Source organism: Janthinobacterium goodfellowi (assembly GCF_051380695.1).
Taxonomy (GTDB): domain Bacteria; phylum Pseudomonadota; class Gammaproteobacteria; order Burkholderiales; family Burkholderiaceae_D; genus Janthinobacterium.
In genome coordinates this window covers 21219-36426 of record NZ_JBNYXN010000011.1, presented here as the reverse complement: position 1 = coordinate 36426, position 15208 = coordinate 21219, and the positions used below count along the sequence as shown (strand labels likewise).

Sequence of the window (15208 nt, the reverse complement as noted above, 5' to 3'; positions counted from 1 at the left end):
ATCTGCCGAATTACCTGGGGTGGCGCTGGATACTGGACGCCGGGCGCATCCGCTCCCCAGAAACATTATTGAAGGCAACGCTGGGCGAGTTCCCACATTTGACGGTGACATAGCCAATCCGTAAGATGCTGCTGTCGCCATCCACTTCCGGAGTTTCCTTGATAAAAACCGCCGCCCGGCTGATCAGCTATGCCCTGCTGGGCAAATCCGGCAAGCAGCCCCTCGATATCGCCAAGGTGCGCAAGGTATTGATTTTGCGCAATGACAAGATCGGCGACATGATCGTCACCTCGGCCCTGCTGCGCGAGCTGAAGAAAAACTATCCACACTGGCAGATCGACGTGGCCGCCAGCAGCGCCAACCGCGATGTCATCGCCGATAACCCGCATGTGAACGAGATCCTCATCTGGGACAAGCAGCCGCTGCTGCGCGATTTGCGCACCACCATCGCCGACCTGCGCCGGCGCCGCTACGACGTCATCTTCAATCCCTACAACCGCTTTTCGATCCCCTTGCTGCTGCGCATCAAATGGCTGGGCGCGCGATACCTGACGGGCTTTGCCATTCCCAAGTACGGTACCTCGACGGCGAAGCTGGGCATGTTCGACCATACCGTGCCCTGCGACCGCAGCCGCCACATCCTGCACAGCTTTTTCGCCACCTTCGAACAATTTTGCTTGCGCGACATCGATACGCGCTATGAACTGTTCGGCGTGGATGCGCACGCGGCCCAGGTCGACGCCGCCTGCGACACCCTGCTGGGCACGCATGAGGGCTTGTTCTGCCTCAATTTCCAGGGCAGCAATGCGCAGCGCACGGTCAGCGTGGCCGACGCCCAACGCTGCTGCGCCGCCCTGGCGGCGCGCTATCCGCGCCATGCGCTGCTGGTCATCGCCGCGCCGGGCACCGAGGCGCGCGCCGCCGAGATCGTGCGCGGTGCCGGCCATGCCAACGTGATGAGCGCTCCCCCTACCGGCCACATCCTAGAACTGGCGGCCCTGATCCGCCGCTGCGAACTGGTGCTGTCGCCCGACACGTCGGTGATCCACATCGCCTCGGCGTACGACAAGAAAATCGTCGGCTACTACATCCGCACCGACAACTACCGCTGGTTCTATCCGGCCAGCCGCCATTACCGCGTCATCCTGGCGCCGGGCCTGACCCTGGCCTCGGTCAGCGATGCCGAGACGCTGGCCGCCGTGGAAGAGCTGATGGAAGGCGCCGGGCAGGCGCAGGAGACGCTTCAGGCCGCCGGCTGAGACGCCAGCAGGCGGCCCATCTGGCCCGCCGGCAGCGCGCGCGAAAAGAAATACCCCTGCGCATAGTCGCAGCCGGCGGCGCGCAGCAGGTCGCGCTGCGACGCCGTCTCCACGCCTTCGGCCACGACTTTCAACCCCAGCCGCTGCGCCAGCGCGATGATCGCCTCGCACAGGCCTTGCCCGGCGCCATCGCGCCCCAGCTCGCCGACCAGGGAACGGCCGATCTTGAGAAAGTCGATATCGGCCGTTTTCAAGCACGCGAGCGACACCTGGCCGCTGCCGAAATCGTCGAGCGCCAGGGCCAGGCCCATGGCACGGAACTGGCGCAGGCGGTCGACCACCTGGCGCCCCTCGTCGAGCAGCACCGCTTCCCTGGTCTCGATGACGATGGCGCCCGGCGCCAGTCCCTGGCGCGCCAGATGCCCGCCCCAGTCCTGATACAGCGCGGCGTCGCAGTGAAATTCCATCGCCGACTTGTTGATGCTGATCTGAAACCCGGCGCCATGTTCATCTTGCCACAGCCGCGCCTGGCGCACGACCTGGCGAAACACCCACTCGCCGATATCGATGATCAGGCCGTTCGCCTCGGCAAAGGCGATGAAATCGGCGGGCACCAGCAAGCCGCGCAGCGGATGGCGCCAGCGCAGCAACGCCTCGGCCCGCTCGATGCTGCCATCGGACAGGCGGATGATGGGCTGGTAATGCATTTCGAACTGGTCCTGCGCCAGCGCCAGGCGCATCTCGCGCACCGTGCTGCGGCGCAATTCGGCCGCCTGCTGCAAGGCCGGCGTGAAATAGCTGTAGCCGTTGCGCCCCGCACTCTTGGCCGCGTACATGGCCTGGTCGGCATGCCGCAGCAAGGTGTCCGGCGCCTCGGCGTCGGCCGGATACAGGGCCACACCCACGCTGGCCGACACTTGCGCCGTGTCGCCGTCGAGCACGAACGGCAGGGCCAGCGCGGCCGTCAGCTCCTGCAGCACGCGCTCGATGCCGCCCAGTTGCCCCACGCCGGCGAGGATGACGGTAAATTCGTCGCCGCCCAGGCGCGCCACCGTATCCGTGGCGCGCACGCGCTCGCTGATGCGGCGCGCCGCCTGGCGCAGCAGCATGTCGCCCTTCTCGTGCCCGAGACGGTCATTCACCTGCTTGAAATGGTCGAGATCGATGAACAGCAGGGCCAGGCAAGCGCCTTCGCGTTTGGCGTGGGCCGCCTCGTGCTGCAAGCGGTCGAGAAACATGTGGCGGTTCGGCAAGCCCGTCAGCTGGTCGAAATTGGCTTGCCGCCAGATACGCTCGGACGCCGCGCGCTGCGCCGTGATGTCGCTGACCAGCGCCAGCGCACCCAGGTAGGTGCCGCTAGAATCGAAGATGGGATTGGTGGCCAGGGTGGCCCACAAGGTGCTGCCGTCCCGCCGCAGGAACTTGAATTCGTGGCGCTCGACGATGCCGTCCTGGCGCCGCGCAATGTTGCGCTCCAGGATGGCGCGCCCCTCTTCATCCATGAAGGCGGCCAGCGGCTGGCCCAGCATATCCTCGATCTGGCAATCGAGCATCTGCGCCATCTTCGGATTGACAAAGCTGGTCAGCGCCTGCGCATCGATTTCCCAGATACCCTCCTCGGCGCTGTGGACGATGCGCCGGAAACGCTCTTCGCTGCGTTCGAGCGCGGCCAGCTTCCCCTCGGCCTGCTCCAGCACCAGGCGCAGCGCCTGGCCATTCGGGTCGGCGCTGCCCAGCAGACTGACGGGCAAGCCGGCCTCGCGCGCGCCGGGACGCGGCGGCGGCAGCTGCACCTGCAGCTGGATGCGCTCGGGCTCGCTGCTATTGAGCACGCGCTGCACGAACTGGTCGTAATCGTGGCGGAATGCCTCGTGCACATAGGAGCGGAACAGCACGTGGCCCGGATGCCCCCGCGCCAGGCCGAACAGTTCGGCCGCCACCAGGTTGACCTGCAGGATCACGCCATCGAGACCGAGCACGAAATAGGCGACGGGCGCCAGCAGGTATAAATCGTTGAAATAGGCTTGCTCGCGTTCGGCCTTCATCCGTTCCGGGCTGAAGACGCCATCGTCAAGCAGGGGCGCGACATGGCGCGGCACGCCGTCGTGGACGCGCGGGGAGGAATCCGGAGCAGGTACCGCTTGCGGTGGTGTGTCCATGGCTGTCCTTTGCACCGCCGCCCTGGCAAACAGGTCGGTGCAGTAGCGAGACTAGCACGCGTCACGCGCAGTGTCGAGCCATGCCTGCCGCAGATAAGGTTTCTGCCACAAGGCCTATCCGCGGCCCTGCCCCATACTGCGCCGGCGCAAGCCGAAGTCGTGGCCCACCACCAGCAAGGTGCTGGCCACCAGGCTGGACAGACCCACGATCAGCTGGATCAGCTTATCGTCAGGCAATATCCACAAGGACGAAGCGGGCGTCTCGCAGCCCGTGGCCGCGCTGATCAGGGGAGAGACCCAGGCCGCGTCCGGCGTCACGTCGAGCACGACGGCGCCGTCGGCGCTCGTCTGCATATAGATATCGCCCCCTTCGGCCAGGGTAAAGCAGATGCCCACGCCCGTTTCCGTGGCGCGGATATTGTCCTGCATGCTGCGGTTATGTTCCTCGATCCACACTTCCACGTCGTACGGCGTTTCCAGGTGCTCCCACGGACGGGGGCGGAAACGGGGACGTTCTTCCGCGCTTGCGGGGGAATCCGGGGTGTCGGGGATGTTGCTGTCTGCTGCGCCTTGCATGCTCGTTGACCTCTTCTGCGGTAATGCGGCGGGAGCGTTTGCCCGCCAGCCGCCATTATCGCTCGTTCGCGGTGCGCATGGTATTGCCCTGCTGGATTCATCAGAAAAACTGACAGCTATTAACTTTTAACATCAGCATGACTGACTTAAAATAGGCGCCATCTCTTCTTTACAGGCTTTACATGCAAGGCATCAAACGCAAAATCGTCTACGTCACGGCCTTTGAAATCATCGGCATGGCCATTTCCACGGCCTGGCTGACCCTGCTTTCGGGCGAGTCGCCCACCAGCACGGGGCCGCTGGCGATCATGATCACCACCATCGCCGTGATCTGGAACCTGCTCTACAACACGGCGTTCGAATACTGGGAAATCCGGCAAGTATCGCGCACGCGCACCGTCTGGCGCCGCATCCTGCACGCGATCGGCTTCCAGATCACGCTCGTCATCTACCTGATCCCGCTGATCGCCTGGTGGCTCGATATCAGCCTGTGGCAAGCGTTCGTGCTGGACTTCGCGCTGATGCTGATCATCCCCTGCTACAGCTTCATCTTCAACTACTTCTTCGACGGCCTGTTCGGCGTGCCCCTGTCGGCGCAGCAGCCGAAGGAAGAGCCCAGCGACGTTCAGGCCGCTTCGCTGAGCAACTGAAGAAAGGACCGCGCCGCCATGCCCAGCGGCCGGTCCTTCATCCACACGAGGTGGATGGGCACGACCAGGCCATTGCCCGTATTCTTGAATGCCACGCGGCGCACCCGCCCCGCCGCCAGCGAGTCCTTGATGGCCGAGGCGGCGAAGTTGCCCCAGCCCAGTCCCGCCTCCACCATCGCCAGCGCCATCGGCAAACTGTCGGTGCGCCAGTAGGACAGCCCCACCACGGGGCGCGCATCGGCCAGGTCGAGTTCGCGGCTGGCGACGATGATCTGGCGCAAGTTCACCAATTCCTCGATATACAGGGGCCGGCCCGCCACATCGGGCGGATGCTGGGTGGAGATAATCGCCAGCAAGGCATCGCTGCCCACCAGCTGGAACTGTTCCTCGTGATTGATGCGCCCGCCCGCGAAAGCCATGCACGCGCTGATGCGGCCCCGGTGCAGCATGTCGAGCACGTCGTCCTGCGGCGCCGTCAGCACCTCGATGTCGAGCAGCGGATGGCGCTGCGACAGCGCGCGCACGGCGGCGAGAAAAAGCGCATGGTCGAGTTCGGCCGCGATACCGAGCGAAATACGGCTTTCCAGCCCCTGCGACAATTCCTGCACGTGCAGGTGCAACTGCTTCAACTGCTCGGCGATCAGACGCGCGTGGGGCAGCAGCGCCATCGCGGCCGGCGTGGGCACGGCTTCGCGCGCGCCCCGGTCGAACAGGGCGATGCCCAGTTCCGCCTCGATATTGGCCATCGCCATGCTGACGGCCGACGGCGCCCGGCGCAAGGTACGCGCGGCGGCCGAGAACGAGCCGCCGTCAACGACGGCCAGGAACAGTTCAATGTTATGGCTGGAGAGTTTCATGGGAAGCTGGAAACGGGCGGCGCTTTTCCGCCGCTGGCGATAGAATGAAAGAAATGTCAACAGCAGGAGGAGCCATGACTCGTCCACTTCCCTACCGCCGCGGCGGCTATGTCTCGGAATTCACGCGCTTTATCGACGGCTATCTGCGCGAGCATCCCGAGGCCCAAACGAGCCAGCGCCTGGGCTGGCGCATTTACTGGGAACGCCCCGTGAATTTCGACGCATGGCGGCGCGCCGGCAACGACAGCGTGCCGGAACCGCCGTATCACTATGACTAGCGCTCAGTGCTAACGCTTAACCCTTCCAAACGCGCTGCAATCCCGTATCCGCATGGATCCAGCCGCCGCGGGGACCGGAGCGGTAATAGAAGCCCACGCCGCCCTGCTTGAAGCTGCGCACGAGCGAGCCGAGCACTTCCGCGTTCAAATTCGCCACGCGGATGTCGGCGGCGCGGCCCGAGATGTGCAGCGACTGGCGCGCGGCCGGCACGCCCGCTTCGCGCAGCTTGCCGTTCGACTCGGCCGTGCGGTAGCCCGACAGGATTTCCAGCGGCTGCTCGATGCCGTAGCGGGCCACGAACGCTTGCGTGCCCCACAGGGTTTCCAGCAGTTTCGGGTCGATGGGCGCCGTTTTCTTGCCGTTCACGTCACGCAGCAAGTGGCACAGTTCCTGGTAAGCCGAATCGATGACTTCGCCATCTTTCCAGTACAGCAGTTTCGCCTTTTCATTGCTGGCCGGGCGCACCACTTCCAGGGTACGGGGCTTGAGCCAGAATTCCAGGTCCAGCGCCTGCGCGTCGAAGATGTCCGGAGGCGGTTCCATCTCCGTGATCGCCTGGCGCGACTGCGAGGTGATCGAGCGGTCGACGCTGGCCAGCTGCGTCGGCTGGGGCGGCACGCCCGTGCGCGGCGCGCGCGGCTTGGCGCTGGCCGAAGCCGAGGCGGGAGCGGCCGTGCGCGAGGCGCAGCCGATGAGTGGGGTGGCTACCAGGCCCAGCGCGGCCAGGCCCATACCGTGATGTAGAAAATTTCTGCGCGATGCCATAGTCAGTCCAATGTAACGATGGGAATACTATAGCGTATTGTGCTGCGAAGAAAAACCCTCAATGCTATCGTGCCCCCCTCATTTCAGGATTGGACGCCCTAGGCGGCGGCCGCGACGTCGCGGTTTGCCAGCGCCAGCGCCGTCAGGGGCTTGTCCAGCAGATATCCCTGGGCGACGATGGGCAAACCCGTGATGGCGGCGACGCGCTGCAGCGCGGCCAGCGCCGCCGGCGTGTCGAGGCGCTTGAAGATGACGCGTATCTTCGCCGCATGGCATACGGTGACAAAGCTGGCGACGGCCTGCTCGTCGCTGAGGTTGCCCGCGTCCAGCTTGAACGCATGCGGGTGCAGCCGCTCCAGCATGCCCGTGGCCTCGTGTACATTGGCCACGTTGATGGCCAGGCGGAAGCCGTTGCGCCGGTAATTGTCGGCCACGTAGTTGAGCAGCCAGCCCTGGTTCGGCGTGACCGTCGGCAATTGCAGCACGATGCGCTCGATGGGCAAGCCCAGCGCGTCGAGGATGCGCTGGAAGGCGTGGCCGTGATTGCTGCTGACGGCGCTGAGCAGACGGTCATGCACGTTCAGGTACAGGTCGGACTGCTCCGCTTCGCTCTGGCGGAAGAAATTAATGGCGTGCAGCATGCGGCACAGCCGGTCCAGCTCCACCGATTCATCGTCGCTGGCCGCATGGTCGAGCAAGCGCCACAGCGACAAGCCCTCGTCCGCCTTCGACACGCTGCGCGCCAGGCCCTCGAACGCCACCAGCTTGCCGCTGTCGAGTTCGCGCAGCGGCTGGAAGGCACTGGTCATGGTGCAATTGAAAAAGCGCCCCAGCGCCCTGCCCTCCCCGTCGAGCCAGACGCTGGTGCCGGCCTGGGTCTGATGCGACAGGCGGGCCAGGTAGTTTTTCAGGACGGGAAATGGCATACATGCTCCTTCATCGGGCTGCGCCGGCATCCCGCATGGGAAAGACGGCGCCAAAGTGTGCAGAGTAAGGCCGCGTCAACCAAAGGAGAACGAATGGTTTCGCCATTTGATATGCGCGCAGCAAATATGGACGACACAACGGACGGCGCATATCGATAGTCGGAAACATTCGTTCCAGCGCCCGGCCCCGGCCTTTACTGTGGGCGTGTACCGATACCATCAGGAAGGGCCGTCATGTGCCAGTTACTCGCAATGAACAGCAGCAAGCCGGCCGCGCTGGGATTTTCCTTTGCCGGCTTTGCCGAGCGGGGCGGCCGCACGGACGAGCACCGCGACGGCTGGGGCATCGCCTATCATGCCAGTAGCGGCTGCACCTTGCTGACCGATCACCTGGCGGCCATCGATTCGCCGCTGGCCGCGCAGGTGCAGCAGCATCCCGTGAAGGCGAAAAACATCGTCGCGCACATTCGCAAGGCCACGCAGGGCCGCATCGCGCCGGAAAACACCCACCCGTTCGCCCGCGACCTGTGGGGCAAGACCTGGTCCTTCGCCCACAACGGCGACCTCAAAACGTGGCGCGCGCCCGCCAATGCCCACTACCAGGCCAGCGGCGACACGGACAGCGAACAGGCGTTCTGCCACCTGCTGGCCCGCTTGCGCGCGCAGTTTCCCGCAGGCGAACCCACGCGCGCCGTCCTGCGCGCCGCCATCGCCGAGGTCGCTACGGACATCGCCGCGCACGGCACCTTCAATTTCATCCTGTCGGACGGCGAACTGCTGTTTGCCCACTGTTCCACGCATCTGCACTATGTGATCCGCGAATACCCGTTTTCCGTGGCGCAGCTGATCGACTGCGAGCGCAGCATCGATTTTCGCCAGCACAACCACCTGGACGACCGCATCGCCGTCATCGCCACGCATCCGCTGACGCAGAACGAGGACTGGCTGGCGTTCGCGCCCGGCGAACTGAAACTGTTTGCCGGCGGCACCTTGCTGCCAGCAAATGATGCCGTATCGCAAGGCGTGTATATCCAGATCAGTTACTGAAGGAAAATATTCAAAGGAAGGGAAAGGCCCGCCGCCGGATGGGCGGGCTGAAATGCTGGCGGGCCGTCAGGCCGAATTGCAGTTGCAGAAGCGCTTGCGCTTGGGGTCGCCGCTGGCGATGCCTGCGGGATCAATCTGTTTCCAGCAAAAAATCGTTTCCACGCCATACGGCGAACGCACATTGCCCGCCTCGATGTAGCCCTGCTTGACGAAAAAGGCCTGGCTGCTGGCCGTGCTGTGCAGTTGCAGGGCCTTGATGCCCCACTCGCGCGCCTGCGCTTCCAGCTGCTCCACCAGCGCCTTGCCGGCGCCGCGGCCTTGCGCCTCGGGCAGCAGGTAGCACAGGGCCAGCTTGCCGGCGCGCGTCAGCAGGCCGACGCCGACGACGGCACCCTGCTCGACTGCGACCAGCGAAAAATTGGTAGGCGACGCGAACCAGCACGCCACCATCTGCGGTGTTTTATTGCCCAGCCAGGCTTCCAGGATGGCCGGATCGTCCCGATGATCGAGGCTGCAGCATTCGACGATGGAGCGTCGTAATACGTTGCACGCCTCGAAAGCGTCGGTCGATGTTGCAATACGAATTTCAAGACTCATGTACGCTCACAAAATATTCCAGTTGCCGATGCAGATGGTTTTACCCCTGTATCGTGCGATTCGACTATACACCAAGCGGCGCAATCGGGTTTTTTGCCGCACGCCACGCGCTGATTTTGCCTATGGCGCCATGCCTGCAGACTAAGTGCTGATGCGCGCCTTGCCCACGAATGTTTCCAAAAATCGATATCTGTTTTTTAGCGCAAACGGGAATCGTATCTAAGCATATTACGAAAAATTCGTTTCTTTTCCGGCCGGAATTTTAGACTATGTCTGTCTATTCTCACAACAAGAGTTCAACATGACCCATTCCAACGCCGTATCGACTGCCGCAGCGACACTCACCCAACGCTCGCGCCGCTGGTTCCTGGCAAGCGCCCTGGCCGCTTCCGCTGCCGCCATGAGCCTGCCCATGAGCGTGTCCGCCGCCGAACCCGTGGTCTTGCTGAACGCCTCATACGACGTGATGCGCGAACTGTTCAAGGATGTGAATCCCGCGTTTATTGCTGACTGGAAAGCCAAAACGGGCGAAACCATCACCATCAAGCAATCGCACGGCGGCTCAAGCAAGCAGGCGCGCTCCGTGGCCGACGGCCTGGAAGCGTCCGTCGTGACCATGAACCAGGCCAATGACATCGATATCCTCGTCGACCGCGGCCTCGTGGTGGCCGACTGGGCCAAGAAATTCCCGAACAATGCGGCGCCGTTCTATTCCACCATGGTATATCTGGTGCGCAAAGGCAACCCGAAACACATCAAGGATTGGGACGACCTGGCCAAGCCCGGCATCAAGGTCATCGTGCCGAACCCGAAAACCTCGGGCAACGGCCGCTACACCTACCTGGCAGCCTGGGGCTACGCCGTGAAAAAAGGCGGCAGCGAAGCGCAGGCGCGCGACCTGGTGGCCAAGCTGTTCAAGAACGTGCCCGTGCTCGACGGCGGCGGCCGCGGCGCCACCACCACCTTCACGCAGCGCGAAATCGGCGACGTGCTGGTGACGTTTGAAAATGAAGTACAACTGGTGCGCGCCGAATTCGGCGACAACTTCGAAGTGGTCTACCCAAGCATCTCCATCCTGGCCGAGTCGCCCGTGGCCGTCGTCGACAAGGTGGTCGACCGCCGCGGCATCCGCAAGGAAGCCACGGCCTACCTGCAATACCTGTACTCGGAACCGGGCCAGGAACTGGTCGCCAAACACTACCTGCGCCCCCGTTCGGCCGCGGTGGCGAAGAAATACGCGGCCAGCTTCAAGCCGATCACCCTGTTTACCATCGATGAGGTGTTTGGCGGCTGGAAACAGGCACAAAAGAAACACTTTGACGATGGCGGCGAGTTCGACAAGATTTATCAGAAGTAATCTGATCTGCATCAACAAAAAACCGGGACTTGTCCCGGTTTTTTTATGTCCGCAGCTGTTTGCGCATATCGATATGCGCATCGATTCGTGGTCAAAAGCGTGCGCGCGCCGTACTCTGGCCCTGTCGCGCCGCACGGCGTATTACGGGCACAAAGGAAATATCATGGCTATCTCGGAAGTGAATGTACGCAACCAGTTTCGCGGCAAGATCAAGGAAATCATCTTTGGCCCCGTCGTGTCGGAAGTGGACGTGGAAACGCCGCACGGCATCGTCACCTCGGTGATCACCTCGCGCTCGATCAAGGACCTGGACCTGAAAGTGGGCAGCGAAGTCATCGCGCTGGTCAAATCGACGGAAGTATCGATCGCCAAGATCCAGTAAGCGTTGCGCCACCGCTGGTCGCCACGCCCCGCCACGTGCGGGGCGTTTGTCTTGTCGGCTAATCGCGAAACAGATACGTAAACGTGCGGCTGACGGGCAGCTTTTCCGTGCTGCCACGCACCAGTACCTGCATGCGCTCGGCGTCGATGCGTTCGGCCGCCTCGATGGCTTTCACGTTGACCATGGTGCCGCGGTGGATTTGCCAGAACTGCTCCGGATCGAGGCCGCCCAGCAAATCCTTCAGCGGTGTGCGCACCAGCGCTTCCGAACCGGCCAGCACCACGCGCGTGTATTTGGTGTCGGCCTGGAAGAACAGCACGTCGTCAATATCGATCAGGCGGATCTGCTTGCCCACGCTGGCCTTGATCCATTTTATTTTTTCGCGCGGGGGCGCCGGCAAGGCGGCGCGCAGCGACTGCAATAATTTGGCCATGTCGGCCGGCTGCGCACCGAGCTTGTCGCGCAGCCGGGCCAGCGCCCGCTGCAGCCGCTCGGCCTGCACGGGTTTCAACAGATAGTCGACGGCGCCCGCGTCGAAGGCATCGACGGCGTACTGGTCGTAGGCCGTGACGAACACCACGTGGGCGCGCTTGCCGATGCGCTCGGCCACTTCCAGGCCCGACAGGCCAGGCATGCGGATGTCGAGGAAGACCACGTCCGGCTCGTGCTCAAGGAAACCGTCCCAGGCGTCGTTGCCGTTTTCCGCCACCAGCACGACTTGCGCCTCGGGCCAGGCTTGCGCCAGCAGCATTTGCAGGCGCTCGCGCATCAAGGGTTCGTCTTCGGCGATCAGGATGGAGGTGTTCATGCGGCAGGCTCTTTCAGGCTGGATGCAATGGTAATAGGCAGCACTATTTCAGCGATCACGCCGCCCTCGTCGCCGTCGCGCAGGCTCAGGCTGGCGGACGGATCGGACAGCAACAGCCGGCTGCGCACGTTTTCCAGGCCCAGGCCGCTTCCCGGCGCGCTGCCCGCGCCGCAGGCCGGCAAGCCCATGCCCGTGTCCTGCACGCGCAGGCGCAGCATGCCGTCCACCCGCAGCGCCGACAGGCGGATCTCGCCGCCGCGCAACGATGGTTCAATACCGTGCTTGATGGCATTTTCCGCCAGGGTCAGCAAGATCATGCTGGGGATCGTCGCGTGCGCCAGCTCGGCCGGCAAGTCCAGCGCATAGCGCAGGCGCGAACCCATGCGCGCCTGCATCACGCGCAAATATGCGGCAACCATGTCGAACTCGCTTTGCAAGGGCACTTGCTCGCTGCGCATCTCCGCCAGGCTGGCACGCAGGAAGGCGATCAGGTCGGCCGTCAATGCCGCGGCCCTGCCCGCGCCTTGCGCGCCCTGCTCGGCCAACTGCTGCACGGCGCCCAGGGTATTGAACAGGAAATGCGGTTCGATCTGCGCACGCAGCAGGCGCAGCTGCGATTCGCTCAGTTCGCGCGCCAGGCGGTCGCGCTCGGCATCCTGCTGCAGCTGCACCGTCAGCGCTTCGTATTGCCGGTTGCGCCAGGTGGTGACGATCGCCAGCGGCACCATATAAAACAAACCGGCCACCAGCAAGGCGATGCCGCCCACCCGCAGCAAGCGTTCGAAGGCCATGCCCATGGAACCGGTATCGCTCAAGCCGGCCAGCAGCACGCCGGCCGCGACCCCTGCCGTACAGGTCGACACGATCAGCAAGAGTCTCTTGAACTTGTGGCGCACGGAACTGCGGTAATTGAACCAGACGCCCACCAGACCCCACGCCAGCGCAAAACCCAGGCCGTTGCTGAAGACCAGGGCCTTGAGCAATTCGAACCGGGCCGGCAGCAGCAGGTGCAGGGCGACGCCGATGGCGCTGAACAGCAGCATCAGCTTGAACGCGGCGATGTAAAAACCGGCGCCACGGTACTTGAGCAGGAAAGCGTGCAATTGCTGGCGCTCGATCGGCGTCAGCTTGACCAGCTTCATGGCGATGTAGCGGCGCGCCCGTCCCTGGACCTGCTCGGCCAGCTCGGGATGTTGCAGCACCCGCAGCGTTTCTTCGTCGATGCTGCGATACCATTGCGTATATATTCTTAACACGAGGCGTTCTCCATGGTCTGTGATTCAGGCATGAACGCAGTCTACGGCGCCCCTGTGGCGGGGCATAGCGCGGGGCGACGAAACACGAAGCGGCAGGCATCAACGACGAAGCGCGCGGCGCCTGCCTAACCCTCGCTGCCAATATTGCTGAATTCACACGAAGTTTCCAAGATGAAATCAATAATCGCGTAACAATTTTCACTACGGCAAGAATAGCGCCATTTATTTGCCAAATTGGCCGCAACGCCGCCTGTGGCACCCTTATCCCGTAGACATCGCTTGATCTTTAATGGTATTGTTTAAACTTGGCAAATATTGCCTCTGAGATACACGTCGCGTCCCCGCGCGGCCCCGTTCCGGATTTGCGCGCAGCGCCCACGATGGCGCCCCAAAACTGCTTTCCCACATACAATCCCATGCTCAAAAAAATGTTCGCCGCGGTGCTGATGACGCTTTCGACAGCGGCCATCGCCGTGCCCTTCGGTTCCCAGTCGATTCTGGTGGTCGAAGACGGCACAGGCAAAGTCTTGCTTGAAAAAAATTCCAACGTGGTGGTACCGATCGCCTCGCTGACCAAACTCATGACAGCCATGGTCGTGCTCGACTCCAAGGCGAATATGCAGGAAGAGATCAGCATCGACCGCGAGGACGTCGACACCCTGAAACACAGCACCTCGCGCGTGCCCGTGGGCGCCACCCTGAGCCGCCACGACGTGCTGCAGCTGGCGCTGATGTCGTCCGATAACCGCGCCGCCGCCTCGCTGGCGCGCACTTTCCCCGGCGGCCCGACGGCCTTCGCCGTGGCCGTCAACGCCAAGATCAAGGCCCTGGGCATGCACCAGACCGTGATCGAGGAACCGACGGGCTTGTCGCCGAACAACCAGTCGACGGCAGCCGACCTGGTCAAGATGGCCGTGGCCGCCTCGCGCTACCCGGAAATCAGCCGCATCACCACCGATTCGAAGGACGTCATCCAGATCAAGGGCCGCGACGTGGAATACCACAACACGAACCGCCTGGTGGGCGCCAAGGGCTGGGATATCGGCCTATCGAAGACGGGCTACACGAATGAAGCGGGCCGCTGCCTGATCATGCGCATCAAGTCGGCCGGCAAGTTCGCCACCATGATCCTGCTCAACGCGCGCGCCAATTCCGTGCGCGCCATGGACGCCGTCAACATCCGCCGCATGCTGGCGGCCGAAAACGGCATCGAAGAGCCGAAAGTGATGCGCGCTTCCGTCAGCCGGCACAAGAAGGCGCCGGCGAAGCCATCGAAGCGCCGCCGCGCCAAATAATTATTTCGCTTGCCGGTTGGTCATCACCACGCCGGCAATCGTCACCGCGCCGCCCACCAGCATGGAAGCGAGCACCGGCTCGCCCAGCAGTCCCGCCGCCAGCACGATGCCGAACACGGGCACGAGGTTGTTGAACACGGCCGTGCGCGACGGCCCCAGCGCCTTGACGCCCTCGTAATACCAGACAAAGCCGATCACCGTGCCGAACACGCCCAGGTAGCCGATGGCGGCCCACACTTGCCAGCCGAAGCTGTGCCACGGCACCGTGGGAAACTCCACCACCGCCCCCACCAGCAGGAAGGCCAGGCCCCACATCGAGGCATACGTGGTGGCGGCGATGGGCGACAAGCCCTTCAGTGCGACCCGGCCGATCAGGGTGTAGGCGGCCCAGCTGGAAATGCCGCAGAACATGAACACTTCGCCCATGCCGATGCCGCCGCCCGTGCCGTGCAGCACGCCGGACAGATCGCCGCGCGTGATGACGATGGCCGTGCCGCAAAACGCCAGCATGATGCCCAGCCACTTGAACGATCCCAGCCGTTCGCGGAACAGCATGGCCGAGGCCAGCGCCGTGACGATGGGATTCAACGCCACGAACAGGGCCGTGCGCCCCGCCGGCATGCGCGATAGCGCCGCCAGGAAGCACAGGTTATATAAAAAGATGCCCGTCAGGCCCAGCGCCGCCGTCGTCGCCAGCTGCTTGCGGTCCAGGCGCGGCAAGCCCCCTTCCAGCTTCCACGCCAGCACGAGCAGCAGGATCACGGCCACGCCGAAGCGCCCGCTGGCAGCCGTCATGGGCGGCATCTGCTGCGCCAGCACGCGGCCAGCGATAAAGGTGCCGCCCCAGAACAGGGCGACGAAAATCAGTTTCAGGTAGACGAGCGGCGATTGCACGGCAGGCAAGGCGGCTGAAGGTACGGCGGAAGTGCGCATGGAAAGTCCTATGATGTCGCTTGTGCGGCGGACGCTGCACGTGCGGTATACTTATATATTAA

Annotated in this window: 16 protein-coding genes and 1 pseudogene; 8 read left to right on the top strand and 9 right to left on the bottom strand. The window is 63.5% G+C overall.

Annotated elements, in window-relative coordinates:
* Together ACQ4WQ_RS28095 and ACQ4WQ_RS28090 are read left to right on the top strand one after the other, a co-directional pair.
* Positions 1 to 113: pseudogene (locus ACQ4WQ_RS28095) on the top strand (IS1595 family transposase); the annotation flags it as partial.
* A 45-nt stretch (positions 114 to 158) separates the two neighbouring features.
* Complete coding sequence (locus ACQ4WQ_RS28090; RefSeq protein WP_436501554.1) at positions 159 to 1259, top strand: glycosyltransferase family 9 protein; 1101 nt, start codon at positions 159 to 161, stop codon at positions 1257 to 1259.
* On the opposite strand, the gene ACQ4WQ_RS28085 is transcribed toward ACQ4WQ_RS28090, so the two are convergent.
* Both ACQ4WQ_RS28085 and ACQ4WQ_RS28080 read right to left on the bottom strand, forming a co-directional pair.
* The gene (locus tag ACQ4WQ_RS28085) at positions 1244 to 3418 is read right to left on the bottom strand and encodes a putative bifunctional diguanylate cyclase/phosphodiesterase (RefSeq protein WP_436501552.1); all 2175 of its coding nucleotides are present in this window, start codon (positions 3416 to 3418) and stop codon (positions 1244 to 1246) included. The genes ACQ4WQ_RS28090 and ACQ4WQ_RS28085 overlap by 16 nt on opposite strands.
* Positions 3419 to 3532: 114 nt before the next feature.
* On the bottom strand, positions 3533 to 3994 hold the full coding sequence (locus ACQ4WQ_RS28080; protein WP_326456101.1) for a hypothetical protein: 462 nt from the start codon (positions 3992 to 3994) through the stop codon (positions 3533 to 3535).
* 182 nt (positions 3995 to 4176) lie between these two features.
* On the opposite strand from ACQ4WQ_RS28080, the gene ACQ4WQ_RS28075 reads away from it, so the two are divergent.
* Complete coding sequence (locus ACQ4WQ_RS28075; RefSeq protein ID WP_314608180.1) at positions 4177 to 4644, top strand: PACE efflux transporter; 468 nt, start codon at positions 4177 to 4179, stop codon at positions 4642 to 4644.
* Here ACQ4WQ_RS28075 and ACQ4WQ_RS28070 read toward each other — a convergent pair.
* A complete protein-coding gene (locus ACQ4WQ_RS28070; protein ID WP_436501549.1) occupies positions 4620 to 5501 on the bottom strand; it encodes a LysR family transcriptional regulator in 882 nt (293 codons plus the stop codon). The two genes, ACQ4WQ_RS28075 and ACQ4WQ_RS28070, sit on opposite strands and share 25 nt — an antisense overlap.
* Positions 5502 to 5575: 74 nt before the next feature.
* On the opposite strand from ACQ4WQ_RS28070, the gene ACQ4WQ_RS28065 reads away from it, so the two are divergent.
* Positions 5576 to 5779, top strand: a complete 204-nt coding sequence (locus ACQ4WQ_RS28065) for a DUF3460 family protein (RefSeq protein WP_305055144.1) — start codon at positions 5576 to 5578, stop codon at positions 5777 to 5779.
* Positions 5780 to 5795: 16 nt separating this feature from the next.
* Here the strand turns inward: ACQ4WQ_RS28065 and ACQ4WQ_RS28060 are convergent, their stop codons facing one another.
* Both ACQ4WQ_RS28060 and ACQ4WQ_RS28055 read right to left on the bottom strand, forming a co-directional pair.
* Complete coding sequence (locus ACQ4WQ_RS28060; RefSeq protein WP_373633025.1) at positions 5796 to 6545, bottom strand: YcbK family protein; 750 nt, start codon at positions 6543 to 6545, stop codon at positions 5796 to 5798.
* A gap of 98 nt (positions 6546 to 6643) precedes the next feature.
* Complete coding sequence (locus tag ACQ4WQ_RS28055) at positions 6644 to 7471, bottom strand: EAL domain-containing protein (RefSeq protein WP_326456098.1); 828 nt, start codon at positions 7469 to 7471, stop codon at positions 6644 to 6646.
* 234 nt (positions 7472 to 7705) lie between these two features.
* Between ACQ4WQ_RS28055 and ACQ4WQ_RS28050 the strand changes: the two genes are divergently transcribed.
* Positions 7706 to 8518, top strand: coding sequence for a class II glutamine amidotransferase (locus ACQ4WQ_RS28050; RefSeq protein WP_436501546.1), 813 nt, complete (start codon positions 7706 to 7708; stop codon positions 8516 to 8518).
* 66 nt (positions 8519 to 8584) lie between these two features.
* Here the strand turns inward: ACQ4WQ_RS28050 and ACQ4WQ_RS28045 are convergent, their stop codons facing one another.
* Positions 8585 to 9115 (bottom strand): GNAT family N-acetyltransferase, encoded by a 531-nt coding sequence (locus ACQ4WQ_RS28045; protein WP_070291260.1) that lies wholly within the window; start codon positions 9113 to 9115, stop codon positions 8585 to 8587.
* Positions 9116 to 9416: 301 nt separating this feature from the next.
* Between ACQ4WQ_RS28045 and ACQ4WQ_RS28040 the strand changes: the two genes are divergently transcribed.
* Together ACQ4WQ_RS28040 and ACQ4WQ_RS28035 are read left to right on the top strand one after the other, a co-directional pair.
* Complete coding sequence (locus tag ACQ4WQ_RS28040) at positions 9417 to 10472, top strand: sulfate ABC transporter substrate-binding protein (protein WP_326456096.1); 1056 nt, start codon at positions 9417 to 9419, stop codon at positions 10470 to 10472.
* Between the two features lie 163 nt (positions 10473 to 10635).
* Positions 10636 to 10854, top strand: coding sequence for a TOBE domain-containing protein (locus ACQ4WQ_RS28035; RefSeq protein WP_034757699.1), 219 nt, complete (start codon positions 10636 to 10638; stop codon positions 10852 to 10854).
* A gap of 58 nt (positions 10855 to 10912) precedes the next feature.
* Here the strand turns inward: ACQ4WQ_RS28035 and ACQ4WQ_RS28030 are convergent, their stop codons facing one another.
* Both ACQ4WQ_RS28030 and ACQ4WQ_RS28025 read right to left on the bottom strand, forming a co-directional pair.
* Positions 10913 to 11662 (bottom strand): LytR/AlgR family response regulator transcription factor, encoded by a 750-nt coding sequence (locus tag ACQ4WQ_RS28030; protein WP_436501543.1) that lies wholly within the window; start codon positions 11660 to 11662, stop codon positions 10913 to 10915.
* The gene (locus ACQ4WQ_RS28025; RefSeq protein WP_436501541.1) at positions 11659 to 12918 is read right to left on the bottom strand and encodes a sensor histidine kinase; all 1260 of its coding nucleotides are present in this window, start codon (positions 12916 to 12918) and stop codon (positions 11659 to 11661) included. Before ACQ4WQ_RS28025 ends, ACQ4WQ_RS28030 begins: the two co-directional genes overlap by 4 nt.
* Before the next feature lie 416 nt (positions 12919 to 13334).
* Here ACQ4WQ_RS28025 and ACQ4WQ_RS28020 point away from each other — a divergent pair, with 416 nt between their 5' ends.
* Positions 13335 to 14213 (top strand): serine hydrolase, encoded by an 879-nt coding sequence (locus tag ACQ4WQ_RS28020; protein ID WP_152255233.1) that lies wholly within the window; start codon positions 13335 to 13337, stop codon positions 14211 to 14213.
* On the opposite strand, the gene ACQ4WQ_RS28015 is transcribed toward ACQ4WQ_RS28020, so the two are convergent.
* A complete protein-coding gene (locus ACQ4WQ_RS28015; protein ID WP_436501539.1) occupies positions 14214 to 15146 on the bottom strand; it encodes a DMT family transporter in 933 nt (310 codons plus the stop codon).
* Positions 15147 to 15208: the final 62 nt, after the last annotated feature.

Excerpts from the sequence above, each read along its gene's own strand:
- ACQ4WQ_RS28080 (WP_326456101.1), bottom strand. The coding sequence starts at position 3,994 with ATGCAAGGCGCAGCAGACAGCAACATCCCCGACACCCCGGATTCCCCC.
- ACQ4WQ_RS28075 (WP_314608180.1), top strand. The coding sequence starts at position 4,177 with ATGCAAGGCATCAAACGCAAAATCGTCTACGTCACGGCCTTTGAAATC.
- ACQ4WQ_RS28085 (WP_436501552.1), bottom strand. The coding sequence starts at position 3,418 with ATGGACACACCACCGCAAGCGGTACCTGCTCCGGATTCCTCCCCGCGC.
- ACQ4WQ_RS28060 (WP_373633025.1), bottom strand. The coding sequence starts at position 6,545 with ATGGCATCGCGCAGAAATTTTCTACATCACGGTATGGGCCTGGCCGCG.
- ACQ4WQ_RS28045 (WP_070291260.1), bottom strand. The coding sequence starts at position 9,115 with ATGAGTCTTGAAATTCGTATTGCAACATCGACCGACGCTTTCGAGGCG.
- ACQ4WQ_RS28050 (WP_436501546.1), top strand. The coding sequence starts at position 7,706 with ATGTGCCAGTTACTCGCAATGAACAGCAGCAAGCCGGCCGCGCTGGGA.
- ACQ4WQ_RS28040 (WP_326456096.1), top strand. The coding sequence starts at position 9,417 with ATGACCCATTCCAACGCCGTATCGACTGCCGCAGCGACACTCACCCAA.
- ACQ4WQ_RS28035 (WP_034757699.1), top strand. The coding sequence starts at position 10,636 with ATGGCTATCTCGGAAGTGAATGTACGCAACCAGTTTCGCGGCAAGATC.
- ACQ4WQ_RS28020 (WP_152255233.1), top strand. The coding sequence starts at position 13,335 with ATGCTCAAAAAAATGTTCGCCGCGGTGCTGATGACGCTTTCGACAGCG.
- ACQ4WQ_RS28055 (WP_326456098.1), bottom strand. The coding sequence starts at position 7,471 with ATGCCATTTCCCGTCCTGAAAAACTACCTGGCCCGCCTGTCGCATCAG.
- ACQ4WQ_RS28070 (WP_436501549.1), bottom strand. The coding sequence starts at position 5,501 with ATGAAACTCTCCAGCCATAACATTGAACTGTTCCTGGCCGTCGTTGAC.
- ACQ4WQ_RS28030 (WP_436501543.1), bottom strand. The coding sequence starts at position 11,662 with ATGAACACCTCCATCCTGATCGCCGAAGACGAACCCTTGATGCGCGAG.
- ACQ4WQ_RS28015 (WP_436501539.1), bottom strand. The coding sequence starts at position 15,146 with ATGCGCACTTCCGCCGTACCTTCAGCCGCCTTGCCTGCCGTGCAATCG.
- ACQ4WQ_RS28065 (WP_305055144.1), top strand. The coding sequence starts at position 5,576 with ATGACTCGTCCACTTCCCTACCGCCGCGGCGGCTATGTCTCGGAATTC.